Source organism: Aeromonas sp. R6-2 (assembly GCF_040908155.1).
Lineage (GTDB): Bacteria > Pseudomonadota > Gammaproteobacteria > Enterobacterales > Aeromonadaceae > Aeromonas > Aeromonas schubertii.
Window position 1 is genome coordinate 148,254 of record NZ_JBFODE010000032.1, and the last position, 20,609, is coordinate 168,862.

General features: G+C 63.8%; 23 protein-coding genes. 17 read left to right on the forward strand and 6 right to left on the reverse strand.

Annotation, left to right across the window (positions count from 1 at the left end; genetic code table 11):
- Positions 1–19 precede the first annotated feature (19 nt).
- The 3 genes from AB5Y48_RS07560 (at position 20) to AB5Y48_RS07570 (ending at position 2,784) form a co-directional block, all read left to right on the forward strand.
- Positions 20–394, forward strand: coding sequence for a cupin domain-containing protein (locus AB5Y48_RS07560; protein ID WP_136613688.1), 375 nt, complete (start codon positions 20–22; stop codon positions 392–394).
- 157 nt (positions 395–551) lie between these two features.
- Positions 552–2,216, forward strand: coding sequence for an asparagine synthase B (gene asnB / locus AB5Y48_RS07565; RefSeq protein WP_050665522.1), 1,665 nt, complete (start codon positions 552–554; stop codon positions 2,214–2,216).
- An 88-nt stretch (positions 2,217–2,304) separates the two neighbouring features.
- A complete protein-coding gene (locus AB5Y48_RS07570; RefSeq protein ID WP_224160913.1) occupies positions 2,305–2,784 on the forward strand; it encodes a thioredoxin family protein in 480 nt (159 codons plus the stop codon).
- A gap of 18 nt (positions 2,785–2,802) precedes the next feature.
- On the opposite strand, the gene AB5Y48_RS07575 is transcribed toward AB5Y48_RS07570, so the two are convergent.
- Together AB5Y48_RS07575 and tctD are read right to left on the reverse strand one after the other, a co-directional pair.
- Positions 2,803–4,188: a sensor histidine kinase gene (locus AB5Y48_RS07575; RefSeq protein ID WP_368164104.1), complete on the reverse strand. Its 1,386-nt coding sequence runs from the start codon at positions 4,186–4,188 to the stop codon at positions 2,803–2,805.
- A 43-nt stretch (positions 4,189–4,231) separates the two neighbouring features.
- Positions 4,232–4,900 carry a transcriptional regulator TctD gene (tctD, locus tag AB5Y48_RS07580; protein WP_368164105.1) on the reverse strand — a complete coding sequence of 223 codons (669 nt, stop codon included), beginning with the start codon at positions 4,898–4,900 and terminating at the stop codon, positions 4,232–4,234.
- Positions 4,901–5,031: 131 nt separating this feature from the next.
- Between tctD and AB5Y48_RS07585 the strand changes: the two genes are divergently transcribed.
- The 3 genes from AB5Y48_RS07585 to AB5Y48_RS07595 are packed head-to-tail and all read left to right on the forward strand — an operon-like array spanning position 5,032 to position 8,001.
- The gene (locus tag AB5Y48_RS07585; protein ID WP_050665519.1) at positions 5,032–6,012 is read left to right on the forward strand and encodes a tripartite tricarboxylate transporter substrate binding protein; all 981 of its coding nucleotides are present in this window, start codon (positions 5,032–5,034) and stop codon (positions 6,010–6,012) included.
- Positions 6,013–6,027: 15 nt separating this feature from the next.
- Positions 6,028–6,459 (forward strand): tripartite tricarboxylate transporter TctB family protein, encoded by a 432-nt coding sequence (locus tag AB5Y48_RS07590; protein WP_050665518.1) that lies wholly within the window; start codon positions 6,028–6,030, stop codon positions 6,457–6,459.
- A gap of 9 nt (positions 6,460–6,468) precedes the next feature.
- Positions 6,469–8,001, forward strand: a complete 1,533-nt coding sequence (locus AB5Y48_RS07595; protein ID WP_050665517.1) for a tripartite tricarboxylate transporter permease — start codon at positions 6,469–6,471, stop codon at positions 7,999–8,001.
- 56 nt (positions 8,002–8,057) lie between these two features.
- Here AB5Y48_RS07595 and AB5Y48_RS07600 read toward each other — a convergent pair whose 3' ends face one another.
- Positions 8,058–8,543 (reverse strand): ATP-dependent zinc protease, encoded by a 486-nt coding sequence (locus AB5Y48_RS07600; RefSeq protein ID WP_368164106.1) that lies wholly within the window; start codon positions 8,541–8,543, stop codon positions 8,058–8,060.
- 169 nt (positions 8,544–8,712) lie between these two features.
- Between AB5Y48_RS07600 and AB5Y48_RS07605 the strand changes: the two genes are divergently transcribed.
- Positions 8,713–9,753: a glycosyltransferase family 9 protein gene (locus AB5Y48_RS07605; protein ID WP_368164107.1), complete on the forward strand. Its 1,041-nt coding sequence runs from the start codon at positions 8,713–8,715 to the stop codon at positions 9,751–9,753.
- Here AB5Y48_RS07605 and AB5Y48_RS07610 read toward each other — a convergent pair.
- Positions 9,750–10,640 (reverse strand): DMT family transporter, encoded by an 891-nt coding sequence (locus AB5Y48_RS07610; RefSeq protein WP_050665514.1) that lies wholly within the window; start codon positions 10,638–10,640, stop codon positions 9,750–9,752. The genes AB5Y48_RS07605 and AB5Y48_RS07610 overlap by 4 nt on opposite strands.
- 115 nt (positions 10,641–10,755) lie before the next feature.
- Between AB5Y48_RS07610 and rsxA the strand changes: the two genes are divergently transcribed.
- The 10 genes from rsxA to AB5Y48_RS07660 all read left to right on the forward strand — a co-directional run bounded on the left by rsxA (position 10,756) and on the right by AB5Y48_RS07660 (position 18,983).
- A complete protein-coding gene (gene rsxA, locus AB5Y48_RS07615; RefSeq protein ID WP_005362397.1) occupies positions 10,756–11,337 on the forward strand; it encodes an electron transport complex subunit RsxA in 582 nt (193 codons plus the stop codon).
- A 4-nt stretch (positions 11,338–11,341) separates the two neighbouring features.
- Positions 11,342–11,899: an electron transport complex subunit RsxB gene (gene rsxB / locus AB5Y48_RS07620; RefSeq protein ID WP_050665513.1), complete on the forward strand. Its 558-nt coding sequence runs from the start codon at positions 11,342–11,344 to the stop codon at positions 11,897–11,899.
- A 2-nt stretch (positions 11,900–11,901) separates the two neighbouring features.
- Entirely contained in the window at positions 11,902–14,316 is a 2,415-nt protein-coding gene (gene rsxC, locus AB5Y48_RS07625) for an electron transport complex subunit RsxC (protein WP_368164108.1), read from the forward strand.
- Complete coding sequence (rsxD, locus tag AB5Y48_RS07630) at positions 14,316–15,377, forward strand: electron transport complex subunit RsxD (protein ID WP_136613696.1); 1,062 nt, start codon at positions 14,316–14,318, stop codon at positions 15,375–15,377. The genes rsxC and rsxD overlap by 1 nt, the downstream gene beginning before the upstream one ends.
- On the forward strand, positions 15,374–16,009 hold the full coding sequence (gene rsxG / locus AB5Y48_RS07635; RefSeq protein ID WP_368164109.1) for an electron transport complex subunit RsxG: 636 nt from the start codon (positions 15,374–15,376) through the stop codon (positions 16,007–16,009). Before rsxD ends, rsxG begins: the two co-directional genes overlap by 4 nt.
- Before the next feature lie 2 nt (positions 16,010–16,011).
- On the forward strand, positions 16,012–16,713 hold the full coding sequence (locus tag AB5Y48_RS07640; RefSeq protein ID WP_050665509.1) for an electron transport complex subunit E: 702 nt from the start codon (positions 16,012–16,014) through the stop codon (positions 16,711–16,713).
- Positions 16,714–16,722: 9 nt separating this feature from the next.
- Positions 16,723–17,364, forward strand: a complete 642-nt coding sequence (gene nth, locus AB5Y48_RS07645) for an endonuclease III (protein ID WP_060586553.1) — start codon at positions 16,723–16,725, stop codon at positions 17,362–17,364.
- A 3-nt stretch (positions 17,365–17,367) separates the two neighbouring features.
- Positions 17,368–17,781, forward strand: coding sequence for a lactoylglutathione lyase (gene gloA, locus AB5Y48_RS07650; protein ID WP_136613697.1), 414 nt, complete (start codon positions 17,368–17,370; stop codon positions 17,779–17,781).
- Between the two features lie 105 nt (positions 17,782–17,886).
- Entirely contained in the window at positions 17,887–18,198 is a 312-nt protein-coding gene (locus AB5Y48_RS07655) for a DUF6506 family protein (RefSeq protein WP_368164110.1), read from the forward strand.
- Positions 18,198–18,983: a helix-turn-helix domain-containing protein gene (locus AB5Y48_RS07660; RefSeq protein ID WP_368164111.1), complete on the forward strand. Its 786-nt coding sequence runs from the start codon at positions 18,198–18,200 to the stop codon at positions 18,981–18,983. The genes AB5Y48_RS07655 and AB5Y48_RS07660 overlap by 1 nt, the downstream gene beginning before the upstream one ends.
- A 60-nt stretch (positions 18,984–19,043) precedes the next feature.
- Here the strand turns inward: AB5Y48_RS07660 and phoU are convergent, their stop codons facing one another.
- Both phoU and pstB read right to left on the reverse strand, forming a co-directional pair.
- The gene (gene phoU / locus AB5Y48_RS07665; protein ID WP_050665504.1) at positions 19,044–19,754 is read right to left on the reverse strand and encodes a phosphate signaling complex protein PhoU; all 711 of its coding nucleotides are present in this window, start codon (positions 19,752–19,754) and stop codon (positions 19,044–19,046) included.
- Between the two features lie 31 nt (positions 19,755–19,785).
- A complete protein-coding gene (pstB, locus tag AB5Y48_RS07670; protein WP_005363598.1) occupies positions 19,786–20,604 on the reverse strand; it encodes a phosphate ABC transporter ATP-binding protein PstB in 819 nt (272 codons plus the stop codon).
- Positions 20,605–20,609: the final 5 nt, after the last annotated feature.

The window sequence follows — 20,609 nt, forward strand, 5'->3', positions numbered from 1 at the left end:
CCATGGCCAAGGAGGTTCCATGTCATCCCCCCTCATCAGCGATCTCGTGCTCTTCTCCGAGTCAGTCCCCCCCCAACCCCTCTACCCGGCCGAAGATCGCCTCATCGCCGGGGATCCCAAGCAACTGCTCTGGAACCACTACTCGGACCCGAGCGCCCAGTTTCATGCCGGGATCTGGCAGGGCGAACCGGGCAGTTGGGAGGTTCGTTATAGCGAGCACGAGTTTTGCCACCTGCTCGAGGGCAAGGTGCAACTGTCGGATCAGGAGGGCAACAGCATGATCCTGGTCGCCGGGGATCAGTTCGTCATCCCGGCCGGTTTTCGCGGCACCTGGGAGACCATCGAGACCTGCCGCAAGATCTACGTCATCTTCGAGCCGAGCGAGCAGAGCTGATCCTCTCCACCAGGAGGTCCCCAAGAGAAGCCGGATATTATCCGGCTTTTCTGTTTGCAAAAGAGCCTTGCTCTGGCATTGTGAGGGACGAGGAATGTAAACGGACTTTCGGGCCCAAACGTGGGGGGCCCTACAAAAATAAAGAGGATTTACATCGATGTGCTCCATCTTCGGTATTCTGGACATCAAGTCTGATGCAGCGGCCCTTCGCAAATCGGCCCTCGAGATGTCCAAGCGATTGCGTCACCGCGGGCCCGACTGGTCCGGCGTCTACAGCACCGACAAGGCCATTTTGGTGCACGAGCGCCTGGCCATCGTCGATCCGGGCAACGGCGCCCAGCCCCTCTACAACCCCGAGCGCACCCATGTGCTGGCGGTCAACGGCGAGATTTACAACCACAAGGAGCTGGAGAAGAACCTCAAGGTCGACTTCCAGTTTCAGACCCACTCCGATTGCGAGGTGCTGCTCGCCCTCTACAAGGAGAAGGGGCCCGCCTTTTTGGACGATCTCAACGGCATCTTCGCCTTTATCCTCTATGACGCCGAGCAAGATGCCTACCTCATCGGTCGCGACCACATGGGGATCATCCCCCTCTATACCGGGCGCGACGAGCACGGCAACTTCTACGTCGCCTCCGAGATGAAGGCGCTGGTGCCGGTGTGCAAGAGCGTCGAGACGTTTCCGCCGGGACACTACCTGTGGAGCAAGGATGGCGAGCTCAAAAAATGGTACCAGCGTGACTGGATGAGCTATGAGGCGGTCGAACACAAGGTCAGTGACAAGGCCGAGCTGAAAGCCGCCCTGGAAGCGGCGGTCAAACGCCAGCTGATGTGCGACGTCCCCTACGGCGTGCTGCTCTCCGGCGGTCTGGATTCGTCCGTTATCTCCGCCATCACCAAACTCTATGCGGCGCGCCGCATCGAGGACGATGGCCAAAGCGAGGCCTGGTGGCCCCAGTTGCACTCCTTCGCGGTCGGTCTCAAGGGCTCGCCGGATCTTGCCGCCGCCCAGAAGGTGGCCGATCACCTGGGCACAGTACACCACCAGATCCACTTCACGGTGCAGGAGGGGCTCGATGCCCTGCGGGACGTCATCTATCACCTCGAGACCTATGACGTCACCACCATCCGAGCCTCCACCCCCATGTACCTGATGGCCCGCTATATCAAGGCGATGGGCATCAAGATGGTGCTCTCGGGCGAGGGCTCTGACGAGCTGTTTGGCGGCTACCTCTACTTCCACAAGGCCCCCAACGCCCGCGAATTCCATGAAGAGACGGTGCGCAAGCTCGACGCCTTGCATCTGTATGACTGCCTGCGCGCCAACAAATCCATGGCCGCCTGGGGCGTGGAGGGTCGCGTGCCCTTCCTCGACAAGGAGTTTATGGATGTGGCGATGCGCCTCAATCCCGTCGACAAGATGTGCGGCAATGGCAAGATAGAAAAGCATATCCTGCGCGAGGTGTTTGGCGAGCTGCTGCCCCATGAGGTGGCATGGCGCCAGAAGGAGCAGTTCTCCGACGGCGTCGGCTACTCCTGGATCGACAGCCTCAAAGCCATGGTAGAGAAGGAGGTAACCGATCAGATGTTCGAGGCCGCCGCCTATCGCTTCCCGGTCAACACCCCGCTCACCAAGGAGGCCTACTACTACCGAGCCATCTTCGAGGAGCACTTCCCGCTCGAATCGGCCGCCCGCACCGTGCCCTACGGCAAGTCGGTCGCCTGCTCTACCCCCACTGCACTGGAGTGGGATGCCAAGTTCAAGGAGATGGCCGACCCGTCGGGACGCGCCGTCCTCGATGTGCATCAGCAGGCCTATTGATAGAGACCCACCCCCGCCCTGGCGGGGGTGGTTGTTTTTGTGCCGCCCTGCTAGCCTGAACCCTCTTGCCAACCACAAGGATGTAAGGATGAAATCCCTCACCGCCCTGCTGCTCGCCTGTGCCCTGCTGCCCCTCCCGACCCTGGCCGCCGGCTGGGCCGATGGTCAGCCCGGCTACAGCCAGGCTTACGATCCCGCCCGCAATCCGTTGAACGATCTCAGCGGAGCACGCCTCAAGGCGTCGATGGAGAAGAAGAAGATCTTGCTGTTTGTCGGAGGAGAGTGGTGCCGCTGGTGCAAGGAGATGAACCGTTTTCTCGATGCCGACCCGCACCTCGCCAAGGCCTTCACCGACACCTTCGTCGTGATCAAGGTCAATGTGAGCGACGAAAACAAGAACACCCATTTCTTGAGCGTCTATCCCGAGTTTCAGGGGGTACCCCACTTCTTCATCCTGGACAAAAATGGCACCCTGATCGAGTCAGTCAATACAGGACTGCTCGAGCAGGGGGACAGCTACAGCCGCGACAAGTTTGTCCGCTTTGTCGACTACTTCGCCAAGTGGTAACCCCGACGGGCCTGTCCGTCATGGGATGGCCCCAAGATCAGGGTGAGAAGGCGTCGGGGAAGGGGCGGCCCCCTCGCCCAGTCCCACTCGAGCCAGCAACCCCCCAAGGGATGGTCCCCGCTCGAGCGAGAGCCCGCTTCCGTGGTAATGGGCGATGTCACGCACCAGGGCAAGACCGAGGCCAGCCCCGGGCTGATCGCCTCCGTGCTCGAGTCGTACGAAGGGTTGGGCGGCACGCTCACACTCATCCGGCGCAATGCCGGGGCCCGAGTCTTCCACCTCAAGCCAGACCCGCCCCGCCTCTCGCCGCACCCGCACCGTCACCATTCCCCGCGCCGGAGTGTACTTGATGGCGTTGTCGATGAGGTTGGCACACAGCTCTCCAAGCAGAAGAGGCTCTCCTGGCACCATGCACTGCGCCTCCCCCTCATAACCGAGATCGATCCCCCGGGTACGAGCGGCCGTCAGTCGCGAGAAACAGGCCTCCTGCACCAGAGCCACCAGATCCAACGGGTTAAGGGTGCGTCGGCCGGCACACTCGTCGGCCTTGAGCCGTGCCAGAGTGAGCAGTCGCTCGGTCAGCCCTATGGTGCGGTCCAGGGTGTGCACCATGGCGACGAGCTCGGCCTTGGGATCGGTGCTCGCCTGGGCCACGGCCACCTGGGTCTTGAGTACGGCCAGGGGGGTTCGCAGCTGATGCGCGGCATCGGCGCTGAATCGCTCCTGGCGGGTTACCATCTGCCTTAATCTCTCCAGATGACGGTTGAAGGCGAGGATCAGCGGCCGGGTCTCCTGCCAGGGGAGCAAGTCCGGCAGCGGTGCCAGGTTGGCGGCGTCGCGGCGGAGCAGCTCGCGCGAGAGACGGCGCATGGGAGTGAGCAGCCGCTTAAGCAGCAGGTAGGCGATAAGCCAGGTCAGACAGAGCAGGGCCCCCTGGGAGAAGAATGCGCTCCACAGCAGCTGTTCGGCGAGCTGGCGGCGCCCGAGCAGGGTCTCGGCCACCGTGATGGTCGCCATGCCGCTAACCCCGCCCTGGTTCACCGGCTGCAGCAGGGCGACGGCACGGATCGGCGCCCCCTGATACTCCCCGTCGTAGAAATAGGCGAGCGCCGGATAGCGATCGGTGAGCGGCGTGTCGGCCGGTCGTACCGGTAGCGCCTCATAGCCGGAGATGACCCGCTGCGAGGGCCCACGCACCTCATAGTAGAGGCGATCGCGCATGTTGCGCTCGAAGCTGTCGAGCACCACATAAGGCACGTCGACCCGTAATCTACCTTCGGCCACATCGAGACGCTCGGCCACGGTGCGGGCCGAGGCGAGCAGGGTGCGATCATAGGCCTGGGTGGCCGCGGCCAGGGCAGTGTGGTAACTGCTCCAGGTAGAGAGTGCCCACAGCACCATCATGGGCAGCCCCAGGAAGAGCAGTAGCTGGCCGAGCAGGGAGCGATTAATCCTCAGCCTCCTCGAGCAGGTAGCCCAGGCCACGCAATGTGGTGATCATCACCCCGCTGCCGGCGAGCTTCTTGCGCAGGCGATGGATGTAGAGATCGATGCTCTCCCGGCTCGCCTCCTCCCCCAGAGTGAACACCTGCTCAAACAGTTGCCCCTTGGCCACCGGGCGACCGCGGCGGTACATCAGGACGGTGAGCAGGGCATGCTCACGCGGGGTGAGCGGTAGCGGCACCTCCCCCACCAGGAAGTAACCTCCCGGGTGCAAACAGAGGGCGCCAAGGCGCTGCTCGGCGCTGACAGCCCCCTGACTGCGGCGCAGCAGGGCTCGCAGACGGGCGTCGAGCTCGCCGAGGTCAAACGGCTTGGCGAGGTAGTCGTCGGCCCCCGCCTGCAGGCCGCGGATGCGATCCTCGACCGCCCCGTGGGCGGTGAGCAGCAACACCGGCAGATCCTGCCCGCGGCGGCGCAGTCGGGCCAGCACCTCGAGCCCGCCCCTGCGCGGCATCTCGATATCGAGCACCGCCAGGGCGTACTGCTCGTGCTGCAGCAGGTGATCCGCCGCCGCCCCGTCCTCGGCCCAGTCAACGGCAAACCCGGCGTCGCCCAACGCCCGACTCAGCCAATGAGCCAGCTCGTGATTGTCCTCGGCCAACAAGAGACGCATGTCACAACTCCGCAACATCGTGGCGCGATGAAAGGTAAATGAAAGGTGGCTGTTTTAACAATTTCGCATCACCTCGTCCAGCGGGCGGGGTCACAGAGTGCGACATGGGGTCGCCTGACGGAGAAAAAACAATGACAAAAGGAACGCTTCACGCCCTGACCTTGCTGGCCCTGCTGGCCGGTCACCCCGCCTTCGCCGCCGAGGGAGCCCCCTCGCGCACCGAGTGCATCGCCCCCGCCAAACCGGGCGGCGGCTTCGACCTCACCTGCAAACTGCTGCAGGTGAGCCTGCAAGAGAGCGGAGCCATCGACAAGCCCATGCGCGTCACCTACATGCCGGGTGGCGTCGGCGCCGTGGCCTACAACGCCATCGTGGCCCAGCGCCCGGCCGAGGCCGGTACCGTGGTCGCCTTTTCGAGTGGTTCACTCTTGAACCTCTCCCAGGGCAAGTTCGGCCGTTACGGGGTCGATGACGTGCGCTGGCTGGCCGCCGTTGGCACCGACTACGGCATGATAGCGGTGCGCCACGACGCCCCCTACCAGAGCCTCAAGGAGCTGGTCGCAACCCTGAAGCAAAATCCCGACAGCGTGGTGATCGGTGCCGGCGCCTCCATCGGCAGTCAGGACTGGATGAAAGCCGCCCTGCTGGCCAAGCTGGCCGGGGTCGATCCCCACAAGATGCGCTACGTCGCCTTCGAAGGGGGTGGCGAGCCGGTGACCGCCCTGCTTGGCAATCATGTGCAGGTGGTCTCGGGCGATCTGAGCGAGATGGTCCCCTACCTTGGCGGCGACAAGCTCAAGGTACTGGCGGTGTTTGCCAAGGATCGCCTGCCGGGCCAGCTGGCCGACATTCCCACCGCCAGGGAGCAGGGTTATGACCTGGTGTGGCCGGTCATTCGCGGCTTCTACGTGGGCCCCAAGGTAAGCGACGCCGGCTACCAATGGTGGAAGCAGACCTTCGATCAGCTGGCCAAGAGCGATGCCTTCAAGGCCCAGCGTGATCAGCGCGGCCTGTTCGCGTTCGATCTCACCGGCGACGAGCTTGACCGCTACGTCAAGGCCCAGGTGGCCGACTATCGCGAGCAGGCCAAGGCCTTCGGTCTGGCCAAGTAAGAGGGAGCCGGCACCATGAGCGATCGTCTGTTTGCCCTGTGCTGGCTGCTGCTGAGCCTGGGGGCCGCCGCCCTCGCCTGGCAGCTGCACAGCGAATACAGCTACGAGCCGGTGGGGCCGCGCCCCTTCCCGCTTGTGATCAGCCTGTTGATGGCCGGCTGCGCCCTGCTGCTGCTTAAGCGCACGCCGGATCCGGCCAGCTGGCCGGCGCGTCCCGCGCTGCTGCGCATCGCCGCCATGGTGCTGGCCCTGTTTAGCTACGGCTGGGGCTTCGAGTGGCTGGGCTTTCCGCTCGCCACCACCCTGCTCACCGTGGTGGTCGGGCGGCTGTTTGGCGCCAGCTGGCGCGCCGCCCTCATCGCCGGGCCCCTACTCGGCATCTGCCTCTTTTACGCCTTCGACCGGCTGCTGGATGTCACTCTGCCGCTCGGCGCCTGGCTGGCCTAAGGAGTAGTCATGGATACCTGGATGTACCTCGCGCAAGGTTTCGCGGTGGCCCTCACCCCCGAAAACCTGCTGATCGCCCTCATCGGCTGCTTCGTCGGCACCGTGGTGGGGCTGCTGCCGGGGCTTGGCCCCATCAACGGGGTGGCGATCCTGCTGCCCCTCGCCTTTGCCCTGAAACTGCCCCCCGAGTCGGCCCTGATCCTGCTCGCCACCGTCTACATCGGCTGCGAGTACGGCGGGCGGATCTCCTCCATTCTGCTCAACGTGCCGGGGGACGCCGCCGCCATCATGACGGCGCTCGACGGCTACCCCATGGCCAAGCAGGGGCGCGCCGGGGTGGCCCTCTCCATCTCGGCGGTGAGCTCGTTCGTCGGCTCCCTGCTCGCCATCGGCGGCATCATACTGTTCGCCCCGGCCCTGGCCCGCTGGTCGCTCGCCTTCGGCCCGGCCGAGTACTTCGCCCTCATGGTGTTCGCCATCGCCTGCCTCGGCAGCATGATGAGCCAGAACCCGCTCAAATCCTTCCTCGCCGCCCTGATTGGCCTCGGGCTCGCCACCGTCGGCGTCGACGCCAACACCGGCGTCTACCGCTTCACCTTCGACAGCGTGCACCTGTCGGACGGGATCCAGTTCATCGTGGTGGTGATCGGCCTCTTCTCGGTGAGCGAAATTCTGCTAATGCTCGAGCACACCAAGGGGGGTCAGCAGCTGGTGCGCCAGACCGGTCGCCTGCTGTTTAGCTTCCGCGAGCTGACCCGGTGCACCGGCACCATGCTGCGCTCGGCCACCGCCGGCTTCTTCGTCGGCATCCTGCCGGGGGCCGGCGCCACCATCGCCAGCGCCCTCACCTACATGACCGAGAAGCGCCTGGCCGGCCCGCAAGGCACCTTCGGCCAGGGCGATATCCGCGGCGTGGCGGCTCCCGAGGCGGCCAACAACGCCTCCGCCTGTGGCTCCTTCATCCCCATGCTGACCCTGGGTGTGCCGGGTTCGGGCACCACGGCGGTGATGATGGGGGCCCTGACCCTCTATAACATCACCCCGGGACCGACACTGTTCACCGAGCAGCCGGACATCGTCTGGGGGCTGATCGCCGCCCTGCTGCTGGCCAACATCATGCTGCTCATCATGAACATCCCCCTCATCGGGTTGTTCACCCGCATGCTCAGCATCCCGCTCTGGTTCCTGGCACCGGCCATTGCCACCGTTTCGGCGGTGGGGGTCTACGCGGTGCACAGCACCACCTTCGATCTGCTGCTGATGGCCGGTCTCGGGGTGTTTGGCTATGTGCTGCGCAAACTCAACTTCCCCCTCTCGCCGCTGATCCTGGGCTTCGTGCTGGGGGAGATGCTGGAGCAAAACCTGCGCCGGGCACTCTCCATCAGCAACGGCGAACTCGGCATTCTGTGGGGCAGCACCATCAGCCAGAGCCTGCTGGTGCTGGCGGTGCTGGTCATCGTTCTGCCCCCCCTGGTGCGCCTGCTGCGCCGGCGCCTCCCTCTCTCAAGGGAGTCCTTTGGCCAGACGCTCCCTCCCCCTTGAGGAGGCACACAATGACGCGATGCCGGTCCAGCGGGCCGGCACTCGTCGGAATCAATTCAGGGACACCCTGGAGTGAGGGTATAGCTGCGGTTGGCCGCCACGGCGGCATCCATCTGGGCCAGCGTATTGCGGCCTATCAGCACGGGATAGCTCATCTTCTTGCGATCGTTGAGGGTAAATTCGTCCTCAAGCAGCCGATTGCCGATGCAGATAGCCATTCTCACCACCGGTCGGTTATCGCTTCCACCGGCACCTCGTACCCTGACGTAGCGGATCACTTCCCGCTCTATTCGCACCGTTCTGGCCCCCTCTTTATCCTCACCGCGTACCGTGAAGCTGACCCAGCGCTCCCCGTCTCGCTCAAACTCGCGCAGCTGCCGCGCATCGAGTGAGGAGGTATCGGCCCCGGTATCGAGCTTGAGATCCATCATCAGGCCAGCCGGCTCGAGCACCCCGCGCTCGGCCCAGCCATAGATGACGGGGGCCGCCTGGGCACTGACGCCATACATGAGGGCGATGCACCACCCCTTCCAACGATTCATGTCACACTCCTTTCTCTTCTGATGGACAGAGCATCACGAGCCTCTTGCGGGAGGCCATCGATGTGATGTCACAAAGTGATGAAACAATCGCGTCCATCGTTTCTTATTGAGTTAAGTTTCAGTAGCTTGCCTTCAGACCGCCATCGGGTGCACAAGGAGAAGGTGATAGATGTCGACTCTCAGAGATAAACTGCGCCGATTTGATTCCTACCGACGCCACGCCACACGGGGATGGGAGCGCCGCCTGCTGGGCTGGGTTGCCTCACGCAATCGCATCGTGCGAGAAGAGACAGAGGTGCGCCGAATTCTGGTGGTACGCAGCACCAACCGGATCGGCAATGCCATCTTCCAACTGCCTTTTCTGCATGCACTGCGGGCCCGTTATCCCGATGCCACCATTGAGCTGGTGCAGAGCTCGGGGCTGATGACCCCCTTCATCGAAGAGCTCGCCGTCAGCCGCATCCACCTCCTCCATTTCCGCTGGGGGAAGCTGACTGCCTCGTTGCAGGCCCTGCTCGCATTGCGCAAGACCCCCTTCGATCGCGTCTATACCCCCTTCCCCTCCAGCACGGATCACCTGATCACCGCCTGCATTCGAGCCTCCGACAAGAGGGGATTTAACGAAATGAACGGGGATGTGCTGTTTGATGAGGCCATCACCCCCCTCGACGATTGGCATTATGCGCATACCCCGCTGCAACTGCTCGGGATCACTAGCCCCCCTCGCTATCTGGAGCACGCACCTCGCCTCTGGAAGGAGGCGGCGCTGCCCGTTCAGTCAGGAGAGACGGTACGGATCGGCTTCTTCACCGGCGCCCGGGATGGCAAGGGGCTGACCCACAGGCAGTGGCAACATCTGCTCGGCCGAATACGCAGCCACATGCCCTCGGCTCACCTCATCCATATCCAGGACCCCACTCTGCCCGAGCCCAACCTGGGCGATGAGATCATCAGCCTGCAGAGCCTGGAGGCACTGGCCCGCTTTACCTCAGGCCTGCACCTCTTTATCTGCGCCGATACGGGACCCTTGCACCTGGCCGCTGCCAGCGGAGTCCGCTGCCTCGCCCTCTACACCCAGACCACGCCGAGCCGCTACGGGTGCCTGGGGGCCAACCATCACCATCAAGAGGTGACGGACAGGGAGAACATCCCCCTGGATGGCAACTGGTTACAGGGGCTGCAACCGGCTCACCTCTCACGGGCCAGTTAGCCGGGTTCGGGTAACAACTTGCGCCTGCGAAGTGGCATCTGCCCTACGGCAATACCGAGCAAGACGGTGAGGCAGGCTATCCCCTGCAAAGGGGTGAGCCGCTCACCGAGCAGCAGATAGGCGAAGATAAGGGTAAAGACCGGCAGCAGGTTAACATAAGCCGCCGCCAGGGTGACCTTCACCTGAGTCACCGCCCAGTTGTAGAGCAGATAAGCCCCCAGGGTCACGAAGGCGCCGAGAAAGAGGATCACGGCGAGATCGAAGGGGCGCCACGCTGTGGGCCAGGGGGATGAGAAGGCAAAGGGCGCAAAAAAGAGGATGCCCACGAAGGCTTGCAGGGCCGTCAGGGGGAGCACCCCATAGCGGCTTGAGAGCTTTTTGAGTACCACCGAATAGGTGGCGGCGCAGAGCATGGCCAGCATCTCCAGGGCGTTACCCAGCAAGGGGTTGGGGGCACTGGCCTCCTGCTCGCCCCCCAGGCTCAGGGCCACTACCCCGATGATGGCGATCATGCAACCCAGCAATTGCCGGCGGGAGATACGCTCCCCGAGCAGCAGGTAGGCAACCATGGCCACCAACAACGGTAGCAGGGCACACACCATGCCCGCCTGTCCGGCACTGGTATAGCGCAGGGCATTGACCTCGAGCAGGAAGTAGAGGCAGGGCTCGAGGGTGCCAAGCAGTGCCAGCCAGCGCCAGTCTCCGGCCTGATAGGTAAAGCGCCACAGGTGTCGCCACAAGAGCAGCCAGCACAGCCCCGCTACCAGCATCCGCATGAAGAGCACCTGACCAAACTCCCACACCCCGAGCACATGCTTGAGGGCGATAAAGGAGCTGCCCCACAGCAGCATGGCCAAGGTGAGGGCCAACATGGGCAGAAGACGCACGACTTCCTCCGTGAAAATAGGGATTTGCTGAATAACCCTGCCCCGGCAGAGTTGTTTAGCGAAGAGTTACATCAGATAATATCTGCCGTTTTACTCCGAAAACGCTGATACCCTGATGACTGAATACCTACTCTTGTTGATTAGCACCGTGTTGGTCAACAACTATGTACTGGTCAAGTTTCTCGGCCTCTGCCCCTTCATGGGTGTGTCGAGCAAGCTCGAGACCGCCATCGGCATGGGACTGGCGACCACCTTCGTCATCACCCTGGCCAGCGCCTGCGCCTATCTGGTCGAGCACTACATACTGCTGCCGCTGGGCATCGGTTACCTGCGCATTCTCGCCTTCATCCTGGTGATCGCCGTGGTGGTGCAATTTACCGAGATGGTGGTGCACAAATCGAGCCCGGCCCTCTATCGACTGCTCGGGATCTTTCTCCCTCTCATCACCACCAACTGCGCCGTACTCGCCGTGCCGCTGCTCAACGTCAACAGCCAGCACGACTTCTTCCAGAGCGTACTTTACGGCTTTGGGGCCGCTCTCGGTTTCTCGCTGGTACTGGTGCTCTTTGCCGCCATGCGTGAACGCCTGGTGGCCGCCGATGTGCCGGCGCCCTTCAAGGGCGTCTCCATCGCCATGATCACCGCCGGCCTGATGTCCCTGGCCTTTATGGGCTTTAGTGGCCTAATAAAGATGTAACCTCATGATTCATATTATTTTTGTCATACTGGTGCTGACCCTGCTGGCGGTCGCCTTCGGGGTGATCCTGGGGTTTGCCGCCGTCCACTTTCGGGTCGAGGCGGACCCCATCGTCGATCAGCTCGATGCCCTCTTGCCCCAGACCCAGTGCGGTCAGTGTGGCTATCCCGGTTGCAAGCCCTACGCCGAGGCGCTCGCAGGCGGCGATGCCATCAACAAGTGCGTCCCCGGCGGTGAGCCCACCATGCGCAAGATAGCCGAGCTGATGGGGGTCGAGCCCCAACCCCTGGGCGGCGAAGAGAGCGCCAACCCGGTGCGCAAGGTTGCCTTTATTCATGAAGATCAATGTATCGGCTGCACCAAGTGCATCCAGGCTTGTCCGGTCGATGCCATCATAGGCGCCACCAAGGCGATGCACACCATACTCCAGGACGAATGCACCGGCTGCGACCTCTGCGTCGCCCCCTGCCCCACCGATTGCATCGAGATGGTGCCGGTGCCGACCACGGTCGACAACTGGAAGTGGGACCTGCAGTCGATCCCGGTCAAGGTGGTGGAGTAGTCATGCAGCACGTCATCGAACGCATCAAGGCCGGCGCCATGTGGGACTTCCACGGCGGCATTCATCCGGCAGAGAACAAAGATCAATCCAGTCACACCCCGATTCGCCACGCAGGCTTGCCCGAGGCACTTATCATCCCCCTGCGCCAACACGCGGGTCCGGCCGGCGAGCTACTGGTCAAGGTGGGTGACAGGGTCCTGCGCGGGCAGCCGCTCACCAGCTGGCAGGGAGGTCGCACGGTACCGGTGCACGCCTCTACCTCGGGGACCATTACCGCCATCGGCCCCCATACGGTGGCTCACCCCTCGGGACTGGCCGATCCCTGTATCACCCTGACCCCGGACGGGGTGGATGAGTGGTGCGAGCGCGATGCCCGCCCCGATTTTTGGAATCTCGAGCGCAGCGAGCTGCTGACCCGCATCCAGCAGGCAGGGATCGCCGGCCTCGGCGGCGCCGTCTTCCCCACCCACAGCAAGCTCGATGGCCGCGGCCAGCGCACCGAGGAGCTCATCGTCAACGGTCTGGAGTGCGAGCCCTACATCACCACAGATGATCGCCTGATGCGTGACTATGCCAGCGACATCATCGAAGGGATCCGGGTGCTGCGCCACCTGCTCAAGCCCAAGCTCTGTCTCATCGGCATCGAAGACAACAAGCCCGAGGCAATTGCCGCCCTGAAGGGGGCCATCGGCGAGCATGACGACGACATCATGGTACGGGTAACGCCGACCAAATATCCCTCGGGGGGCGCCAAGCAGACCATCGAGATCCTCACCGGCCGCCAGGTTCCCAAGGGGGGACGTGCGGTGGATATCGGCATCATGGTGCTCAACGTAGCCACTGTGTTCGCCATCAAGCGCGCCATCGTCGACGGTGAGCCCCTGCTCGAGCGGCTGGTCACCCTGACCGGCGAGCGATTCAGCCAGCCGGGTAACGTCTGGGTTCGCCTCGGCACCCCGGTGCGCTGGCTGCTGCGCCAGTTTGATCTCAACCCGGAGCCTGGTCAGCGGGTCATCATGGGCGGCCCCATGATGGGCTTCACCCTGCCCCATGCCCAGGTGCCCGTGGTCAAGGCGACCAACTGCCTGCTGGCCCCGAGCCAGCGAGAGCTGCCTGCACCGGGACCGGAGCAGGCGTGCATTCGCTGCAGCGCCTGCGCCGATGCCTGTCCGGCCAACCTGCTTCCTCAGGAGCTCTACTGGTACAGCCGCGCCAAGGAGTACGACAAGAGCGAGCAGCTCAACCTCTTCGACTGTATCGAATGCGGGGCCTGTGCCTGGGTCTGCCCGAGCGAGATCCCCCTGGTGCAGTATTACAAGATTGCCAAGGACGATATCCGCGAGACCCGCGCCGAGGCCGAGAAGGCCGAGCGAGCCAAGGCTCGCTTCGAGGCCAAGCAGGCGCGCTTCGAGCGGGAAAAGGCGGCGCGCGAAGCCCGCCATGCGCAGGCCGCGGCCAACCGCCGGCAGACCATGACCGACGCCGCTGGTGAAGACCCGGTAGCGGCAGCGCTGGCCAGGATCAAGGCCAAGAGTCAGGCTCCCACCACAGCGGGAGCACTGGCCGACGGCAACCCGGATAACAGTGCCGTGATTGCCGCCCGCGAGGCGAGAAAACGCGAGGCCGAGGCCCGTCGTGCCGCCAAACAGGCGCAGCAGCCCCCACATCAAGAGCATGCCGCCGCCCCCGAGGAAGCCGAACAAGCGGGCGATCCCAAGAAGGCCGCCGTGGCCGCCGCCCTTGCCCGCGCCAAGGCCAAAAAGGCTGCCGCAGAGCAGGCTGAGGCCACGACGCCTCTGCCTGTCCCCGAGCCGCAGGAGGGCGCCGGAGATCCCAAGAAGGCCGCCGTGGCCGCCGCCCTTGCCCGCGCCAAGGCCAAAAAGGCTGCCGCAGAGCAGACTGAGGCCACGACGCCTCTGCCTGTCCCCGAGCCGCAGGAGGGCGCCGGGGATCCCAAGAAGGCCGCCGTGGCCGCCGCCATCGCCCGTGCCAAGGCCAAAAAGGCTGCCGCAGAGCAGGCTGAGGCCACGACGCCTCTGCCTGTCCCCGAGCCGCAGGAGGGCACCGAGGATCCCAAGAAGGCCTCCGTGGCCGCCGCCATCGCCCGCGCCAAGGCCAAAAAGGCTGCCGCAGAGCAGGCTGAGGGCACGACGCCCCCTGCCCCCGGGCCGCAGGAGGGCGCCGAGGATCCCAAGAAGGCCGCCGTGGCCGCCGCCATCGCCCGCGCCAAGGCCAAAAAGGCTGCCGCAGAGCAGGCTGAGGCCACGACGCCTCTGCCTGTCCCCGAGCCGCAGGAGGGCGCCGAGGATCCCAAGAAGGCCGCCGTGGCTGCCGCCATCGCCCGCGCCAAGGCTAAAAAAGCCGCCGCCGAGGCTGCAAAAATCGAAATAACCGACTCCGACAAGGTGGGTGAGTGATGTTCAAGATTGCCGGTGCACCCTTCTCCCATAGTCGCAAGCAGACCTCGACCCTGATGGGGCTGGTACTGCTTGCCTGTCTGCCGGGTCTGCTCGCCCAGACCTGGTTCTTCGGCTGGGGCACCCTGGTTCAGCTGCTGCTGGCCAGTGCCACAGCCCTGACGTGCGAGGCGCTGGTGCTGCGTTTGCGCCGTCGTCCGGTGCGCCCCGCCCTGTGGGATGGCAGCGCCGCCGTGACCGCCGTGCTGATCGGCCTGTCGCTGCCCCCCTTCGCCCCCTGGTGGCTGGTCGTCATCGGCACCGCCTTTGCCATCGTGGTGGCCAAGCACCTCTATGGCGGCCTGGGTCAAAACCTCTTCAACCCGGCCATGGTCGCCTATGTACTGCTCCTGGTCTCCTTTCCGGTACAGATGACCAACTGGCTGCCCCCGCTGGGGGTGCGAGCCTACGAACTGGGGCTCTGGGATGCCCTCTCCACCATCTTCACCGGTCTGAGTCTCGACGGCTACAGCATGAGCCAGCTGCGGCTCGGGATCGATGGCACCACCATGGCCACTCCGCTCGACACGCTCAAGACCGGGCTGACTCAGGGCCTGACCACGGGCGAGATCATGAAGGGCTCTCTCTATCAGGGGTGGGGCGGGATCGGCTGGAGCTGGGTCAACCTCGGCTATCTGCTGGGAGGCCTCTTCCTGTTGCAGCAGAAGGTGATCGCCTGGCGCATCCCGGTCGCCGTGCTCGCCTCCTTGCTGGGCGCCTCCGTCATCGGCTGGCTCATCACCCCGGATGCCACCGCGACCCCCATGCTCCACCTCTTCAGCGGCGCCACCATGCTGGGAGCCTTCTTTATCGCCACCGATCCGGTCACCGCCAGCACCACGCCCAGGGGGCGGCTCATCTATGGAGCGCTGATTGGCCTGCTGGTCTATCTCATCCGCCGCGTCGGCGGCTATCCGGATGCCTTCGCCTTCGCCATCCTGCTCGCCAACCTCTGCGTGCCCCTTATCGACAGCCTCACCCGTCCTGCCATCTATGGCCAGCGTAAGGGGATCCGCAAATGATCCGCAGCATGAGCAAAAACGGCCTGATCCTGGGGGGCTTCGCCCTGGTCTGCACCGCAGTGGTCGCCCTGACCAACCAGCTGACGGCCGAGCGCATCGAGCATCAACACCAGCAGGAGAAGCTCTCGACCCTCTCTGCGCTGCTCCCCCCCGGCACCTATGATAACGATCTGGTCGCGAGCTGCCGCCAGGTCACCGATCCTGAGTACCTGGGTAGCAGCAAGCCCCAGCCCCTCTATGTGGCCAAACAGGGGCAGCAGATCTCCGGTTATGCCCTCGAGACGGTGGCCCCTGACGGCTACAGCGGGGCCATTCGCCTCATCGTGGGCTTCACCCCCGATGGCAAGATCACGGCGGTGCGAACCCTGGCCCACAATGAGACACCGGGGCTCGGGGACAAGATTGATCTCAAGAAATCGAACTGGATCGAGCGTTTTCGCGGTCGTTTCCTGACCAGAGAGAACGAGCGAAGCTGGGCGGTGAAGAAAGACGGTGGCGATTTTGACGCCTTCACCGGTGCCACCATCACACCACGGGCCGTGGTCAAAGCGGTCAAACGGGTGCTGGAGCTCAATGCCCGCCACCCCGAGCGACTCGAGACCGCCCCCCTGTGCAGCGAGAAGGGAGAGTAACCATGAAGGCCGAATTCAAGAGTCTGATGGCCGAGGGATTGTGGAAGAACAACCCGGCCCTGGTGCAGGTGCTGGGTCTGTGCCCCACCCTGGCGGTCACCTCCACCCTCACCAACGCACTCGGGCTGGGGCTTGCCACCATGGCGGTGCTGATGGGCTCCAACCTGGCCGTCTCTCTGGTGCGACACTATGTTCCCAAGGATATTCGTATCCCCGTCTATGTGCTGATCATCTCGGCCCTGGTGACCTGCGTGCAACTGCTGATGAACGCTTACGCCTATGGCCTCTATCAATCTCTCGGCATCTTCATCGCCCTCATCGTCACCAACTGCATCATCATTGGTCGCGCCGAGGCCTATGCGGTGAAAAACCCGCCGCTGCATGCCCTGCTCGATGGGCTGATGATGGGGCTTGGCTTCACCCTGGTACTCTGCGTGCTGGGAGCCATGCGCGAGATCATCGGCATGGGGACCCTGTTTGACGGTGCCGAGCAGCTGCTCGGCAGCTGGGCCAGCGTACTCCATGTGCGGGTGCTGCCGGCCGATGCCTCCATGATGATCGCCATCCTGCCGCCGGGGGGCTTTATCGGCCTGGGACTGCTCATCGCCGCCAAGAACGCCATCAACGAGTGGCGTGGCAAACAGAGTGCCGAGCGAGCTCACTGCGCCGTCCCGGCTGCGGGTGCCCGCGCCACCGAGTTGTAAAGGAGTTTCATGAACAACGAGAAACGACGCCAGATCCTGGAGCGCCTGCGGGAGAACAACCCCAAGCCAACCACAGAGCTCAACTTCAGCTCGCCCTTTGAGCTGCTTATCGCCGTGCTGCTCTCGGCCCAGGCCACCGATGTCAGCGTCAACAAGGCCACCGACAAGCTCTATGCCGTCGCCAATACCCCCGCAGCCATGTTGGCACTCGGGGTGGACGGGGTGAAGGAGTACATCAAGACCATTGGCCTGTTTAACACCAAGGCCGAGAACGTCATCAAGACCTGCGCCATCTTGCTCGAGCGCCACGGGGGCGAGGTGCCGGAAAATCGCGAGGCCCTCGAGGCCCTGCCCGGAGTGGGCCGCAAGACCGCCAACGTGGTGCTCAACACCGCCTTCGGCTGGCCCACCATCGCCGTCGACACCCACATCTTTCGGGTCTCGAACCGCACCGCCTTTGCCGTGGGCAAAAACGTGGATCAGGTGGAAGAGAAGCTGCTCAAGGTGGTACCGGCCGAATTCAAGCTCGACGTGCACCACTGGCTGATCCTGCACGGGCGCTACACCTGTCTGGCTCGCAAGCCCCGCTGCGGCTCCTGTATCATCGAAGATCTGTGCGAATACAAAGAGAAAGTCTACCCGGAGGCATAATCCATGAGAATCCTGCATACCATGCTGCGCGTCGGTGATCTGCAGCGCTCCATCGACTTCTACACCCGCGTGCTCGGCATGAAGCTGCTGCGTCAGAGCGAGAACAGCGAGTACAAGTACACCCTGGCCTTCGTCGGCTATGGCGACGAGAAGGACGAGGCCGTCATCGAACTCACCTACAACTGGGGGGTGAGCGAGTATGAGCTGGGGTCGGCTTACGGCCACATCGCCCTGGAGGCGGACGACATCCATGCCACCTGCGACGCCCTGCGCGCCGCCGGCGCCAAGATCACCCGCGAGCCGGGTCCGGTCAAGGGGGGCACCACCGTCATCGCCTTCGTCGAAGACCCGGATGGTTACAAGATTGAGCTGATCGCCAAGAAAGATGCCGGTCAGGGACTGGGCCAGACCCGCTGATCGAACCGGGGCGCCGATCCGGCGCCCCTCTCTGGCGGCTCGGTACAATCCTGCTCCCCCTCCTTCCACTAACATGGTCTCTCATTCACCAGAGAGGTCGTCTCCATGTCCAGAGTATTCAAAGCCGCCTTTATGTTTGTCGCTCCCCATGCCCGTGCCGCCGAGCACCAGGCCTGGGTCCGCACCGCACAGGTCGAGGTGAAAATGATCGCCGTCGCCGATTATGAGTCGGCAATCGCCGAACTCGATACCCTGATCGCCGAGGGGATCCAGGCCATCGAACTCTGTGCCGGATTTGGCCACCAGGGCGTGGCGCGCATGGTCGAGGCGGCGGCCGACCGCCTCCCTGTCGGCGTGGTTCGCTTTGACAAGCATCCCTGCCTCGGCCACGTCAGCGGCGACACCCTGTTCCAGTGATGGAGCCGGCCTCCCATCGCCGCCACTGGCCGGCCCCACCGGCGCTGTCGCCCTGGCTGGCCAGAAGCTGGCACTGGTCCATACCTGCCGGTGGGCGCCTGCCCTCCCTCTATCCGGGCACGGGAGCCGAACTTATCGGCAATCTGGGTTGCCCCGTCGAGATCCGGGTGTGTGGCCCCGACGGGGAGTCCATGACCCGCCGCTGGCTAACCGGGGAGACCCTGTTGCTGGCGCCACGCCGCAGCCAGATGCACTTTCAAAGCCGGGGTCCAGTGCACTGGGTTGGGGCCAGGCTGCGCTCCGGAGCCCTGTTTCCCCTGCTCGGTCATCCTCTGACCCTGGTGGGTGATACCCCCTGCTCTCTGGCCGATCTGGGGTTGCCGGCCCTGGAAGAGGGGCGCCTCAGAGCGGGGGGAGTGACCGCTCTCCTGGACTGGCTGATGGGGCGTGCCGCCCCCCTTCCCCTCCTGGCGCAGGGGGTCGAGCGTCTCTACTACGGGGCCACATTAACCACTCTGCAGCAGGATCTCGCCATGAGTGAACGCAGCCTGCAGCGACACCTGCGACCCTATCTGGGGATCAGTACCCGCCAGTTTCTGCACATCGCGCGTTTCCAGCGGGCGCTGCGGCTACTGCATCAGTCGGGCCAGTCGCTCGAGAGCGCCCATCAGGCCGGCTTTTGCGATCAGTCCCACTTTATCAAGAGCTGCCGGCGCTTTACCGGCCTGTCACCGGGTTGCTGGCTCGCCAGCGAGCCAGCGGGCTTTAGCCACTATGGGGAGTAAGGGAAGGGATCCCATATAACAAAGGGGCCTGTACGGCCCCTTGGTTTATCTCGCCATCACTCACGGCTTACCGAGCAGGCTGGTGAACTCGTCACCCTTGGTGTGGCGCACATCCTTACCCTTGACGTAGTAGATGATGTACTCACAGATGTGCTGGCAGCGATCCCCGACCCGCTCGATGGCACGGGCCGCCCACAGGACGTTAAGCACCTGGGGAATGGTACGCGGATCTTCCATCATGTAGGTCATCAACTCGCGAATGACCGACTCATACTCCTTGTCGACCTTGTCATCCTCTTGATAGACGGTGACGGCCGCGTCTATGTCCATGCGGGCGAAGGCGTCGAGCACGTCATGCAGCATCTTGATGGTGCGACGCCCCATGTTCTCGAGCGACACCAGCGGCGGCTGGGGCTTGTTGGCGTTGTCGGTCAGCATGCGGGCGATCCGCTCGGCCACATCACCGATCCGCTCGAGCTCGGCAATGGTCTTGATGATGGCCATCACCAGACGCAGGTCGGAGGCGGTAGGCTGACGCTTGGCGATGATGCGGGTGCACTCCTCGTCGATGGCCACCTCCATGGCGTTGACCTTGTGATCGCTGCCGACGATGCGGCGGGCCGCCTCCAGATCCTGATCGTGAATGGCGGCGATGGCGTCGGTCAGCTGCTGCTCGACCAGCCCCCCCATCACCAGCACCTGGTTGCGCACGTTCTCCAGCTCGGTGTTGAACTGGCCCGAGATATGTTTGCCGAGATTCATATTATCCATGTCGAAATCCTTAACCTGGCTCGATTATGCCTTAGCCATAGCGGCCGGTGATATAGTCCTCGGTCTTCTTCTTGGCCGGGGTGGTGAAGATGGTGTTGGTGTCGGCGTACTCGATAAGCTCGCCCATGTACATGAAGGCGGTCTGATCCGACACCCGCGCCGCCTGCTGCATGTTGTGGGTGACGATCACCACGGTGAACTGCTTCTTGAGCTCGTTGATGAGCTCTTCGATGGTGAGGGTGGAGATGGGGTCCAGCGCCGAGGTGGGCTCATCGAGCAGCAGCACTTCCGGCTCGATGGCGATGGCACGGGCGATCACCAGTCGTTGCTGCTGACCACCGGAGAGGCCAAACGCGTTCTCGTGCAGACGGTCCTTCACCTCTTCCCACAGGGCGGCGCCGCGCAGGGAGCGCTCTACCGCATCATCCAGGGTGCGGCGGTCGTTGATCCCCTGCAGGCGCAGGCCATAGACCACGTTCTCGTAGATGGACTTGGGGAAGGGGTTGGGGCGCTGGAACACCATGCCCACCCGGCGGCGCAGGGCCGCCACGTCCACGCTCTTGTCGTAGATGTTGTTGCCGTGCAACAGGATCTCTCCCTCGATGCGGCAGCTCTCCACCAGATCGTTCATCCGGTTGATGCAGCGCAGCAGGGTCGACTTGCCACAACCGGAGGGGCCGATAAAGGCGGTCACCTGCCCCTTGGGGATCTTCATCTCGACGTTATAGAGGGCCTGCTTGTTGCCGTAGTAGAGATCCAGCCCCTTCACCTCGAGCGCGGTCTGCTCGGGAGAGAGGTTGGCCAGATCCAGTGCCTGGGGCTGCTGCATGGTGGTGTTGACGTTAATCATGTTGA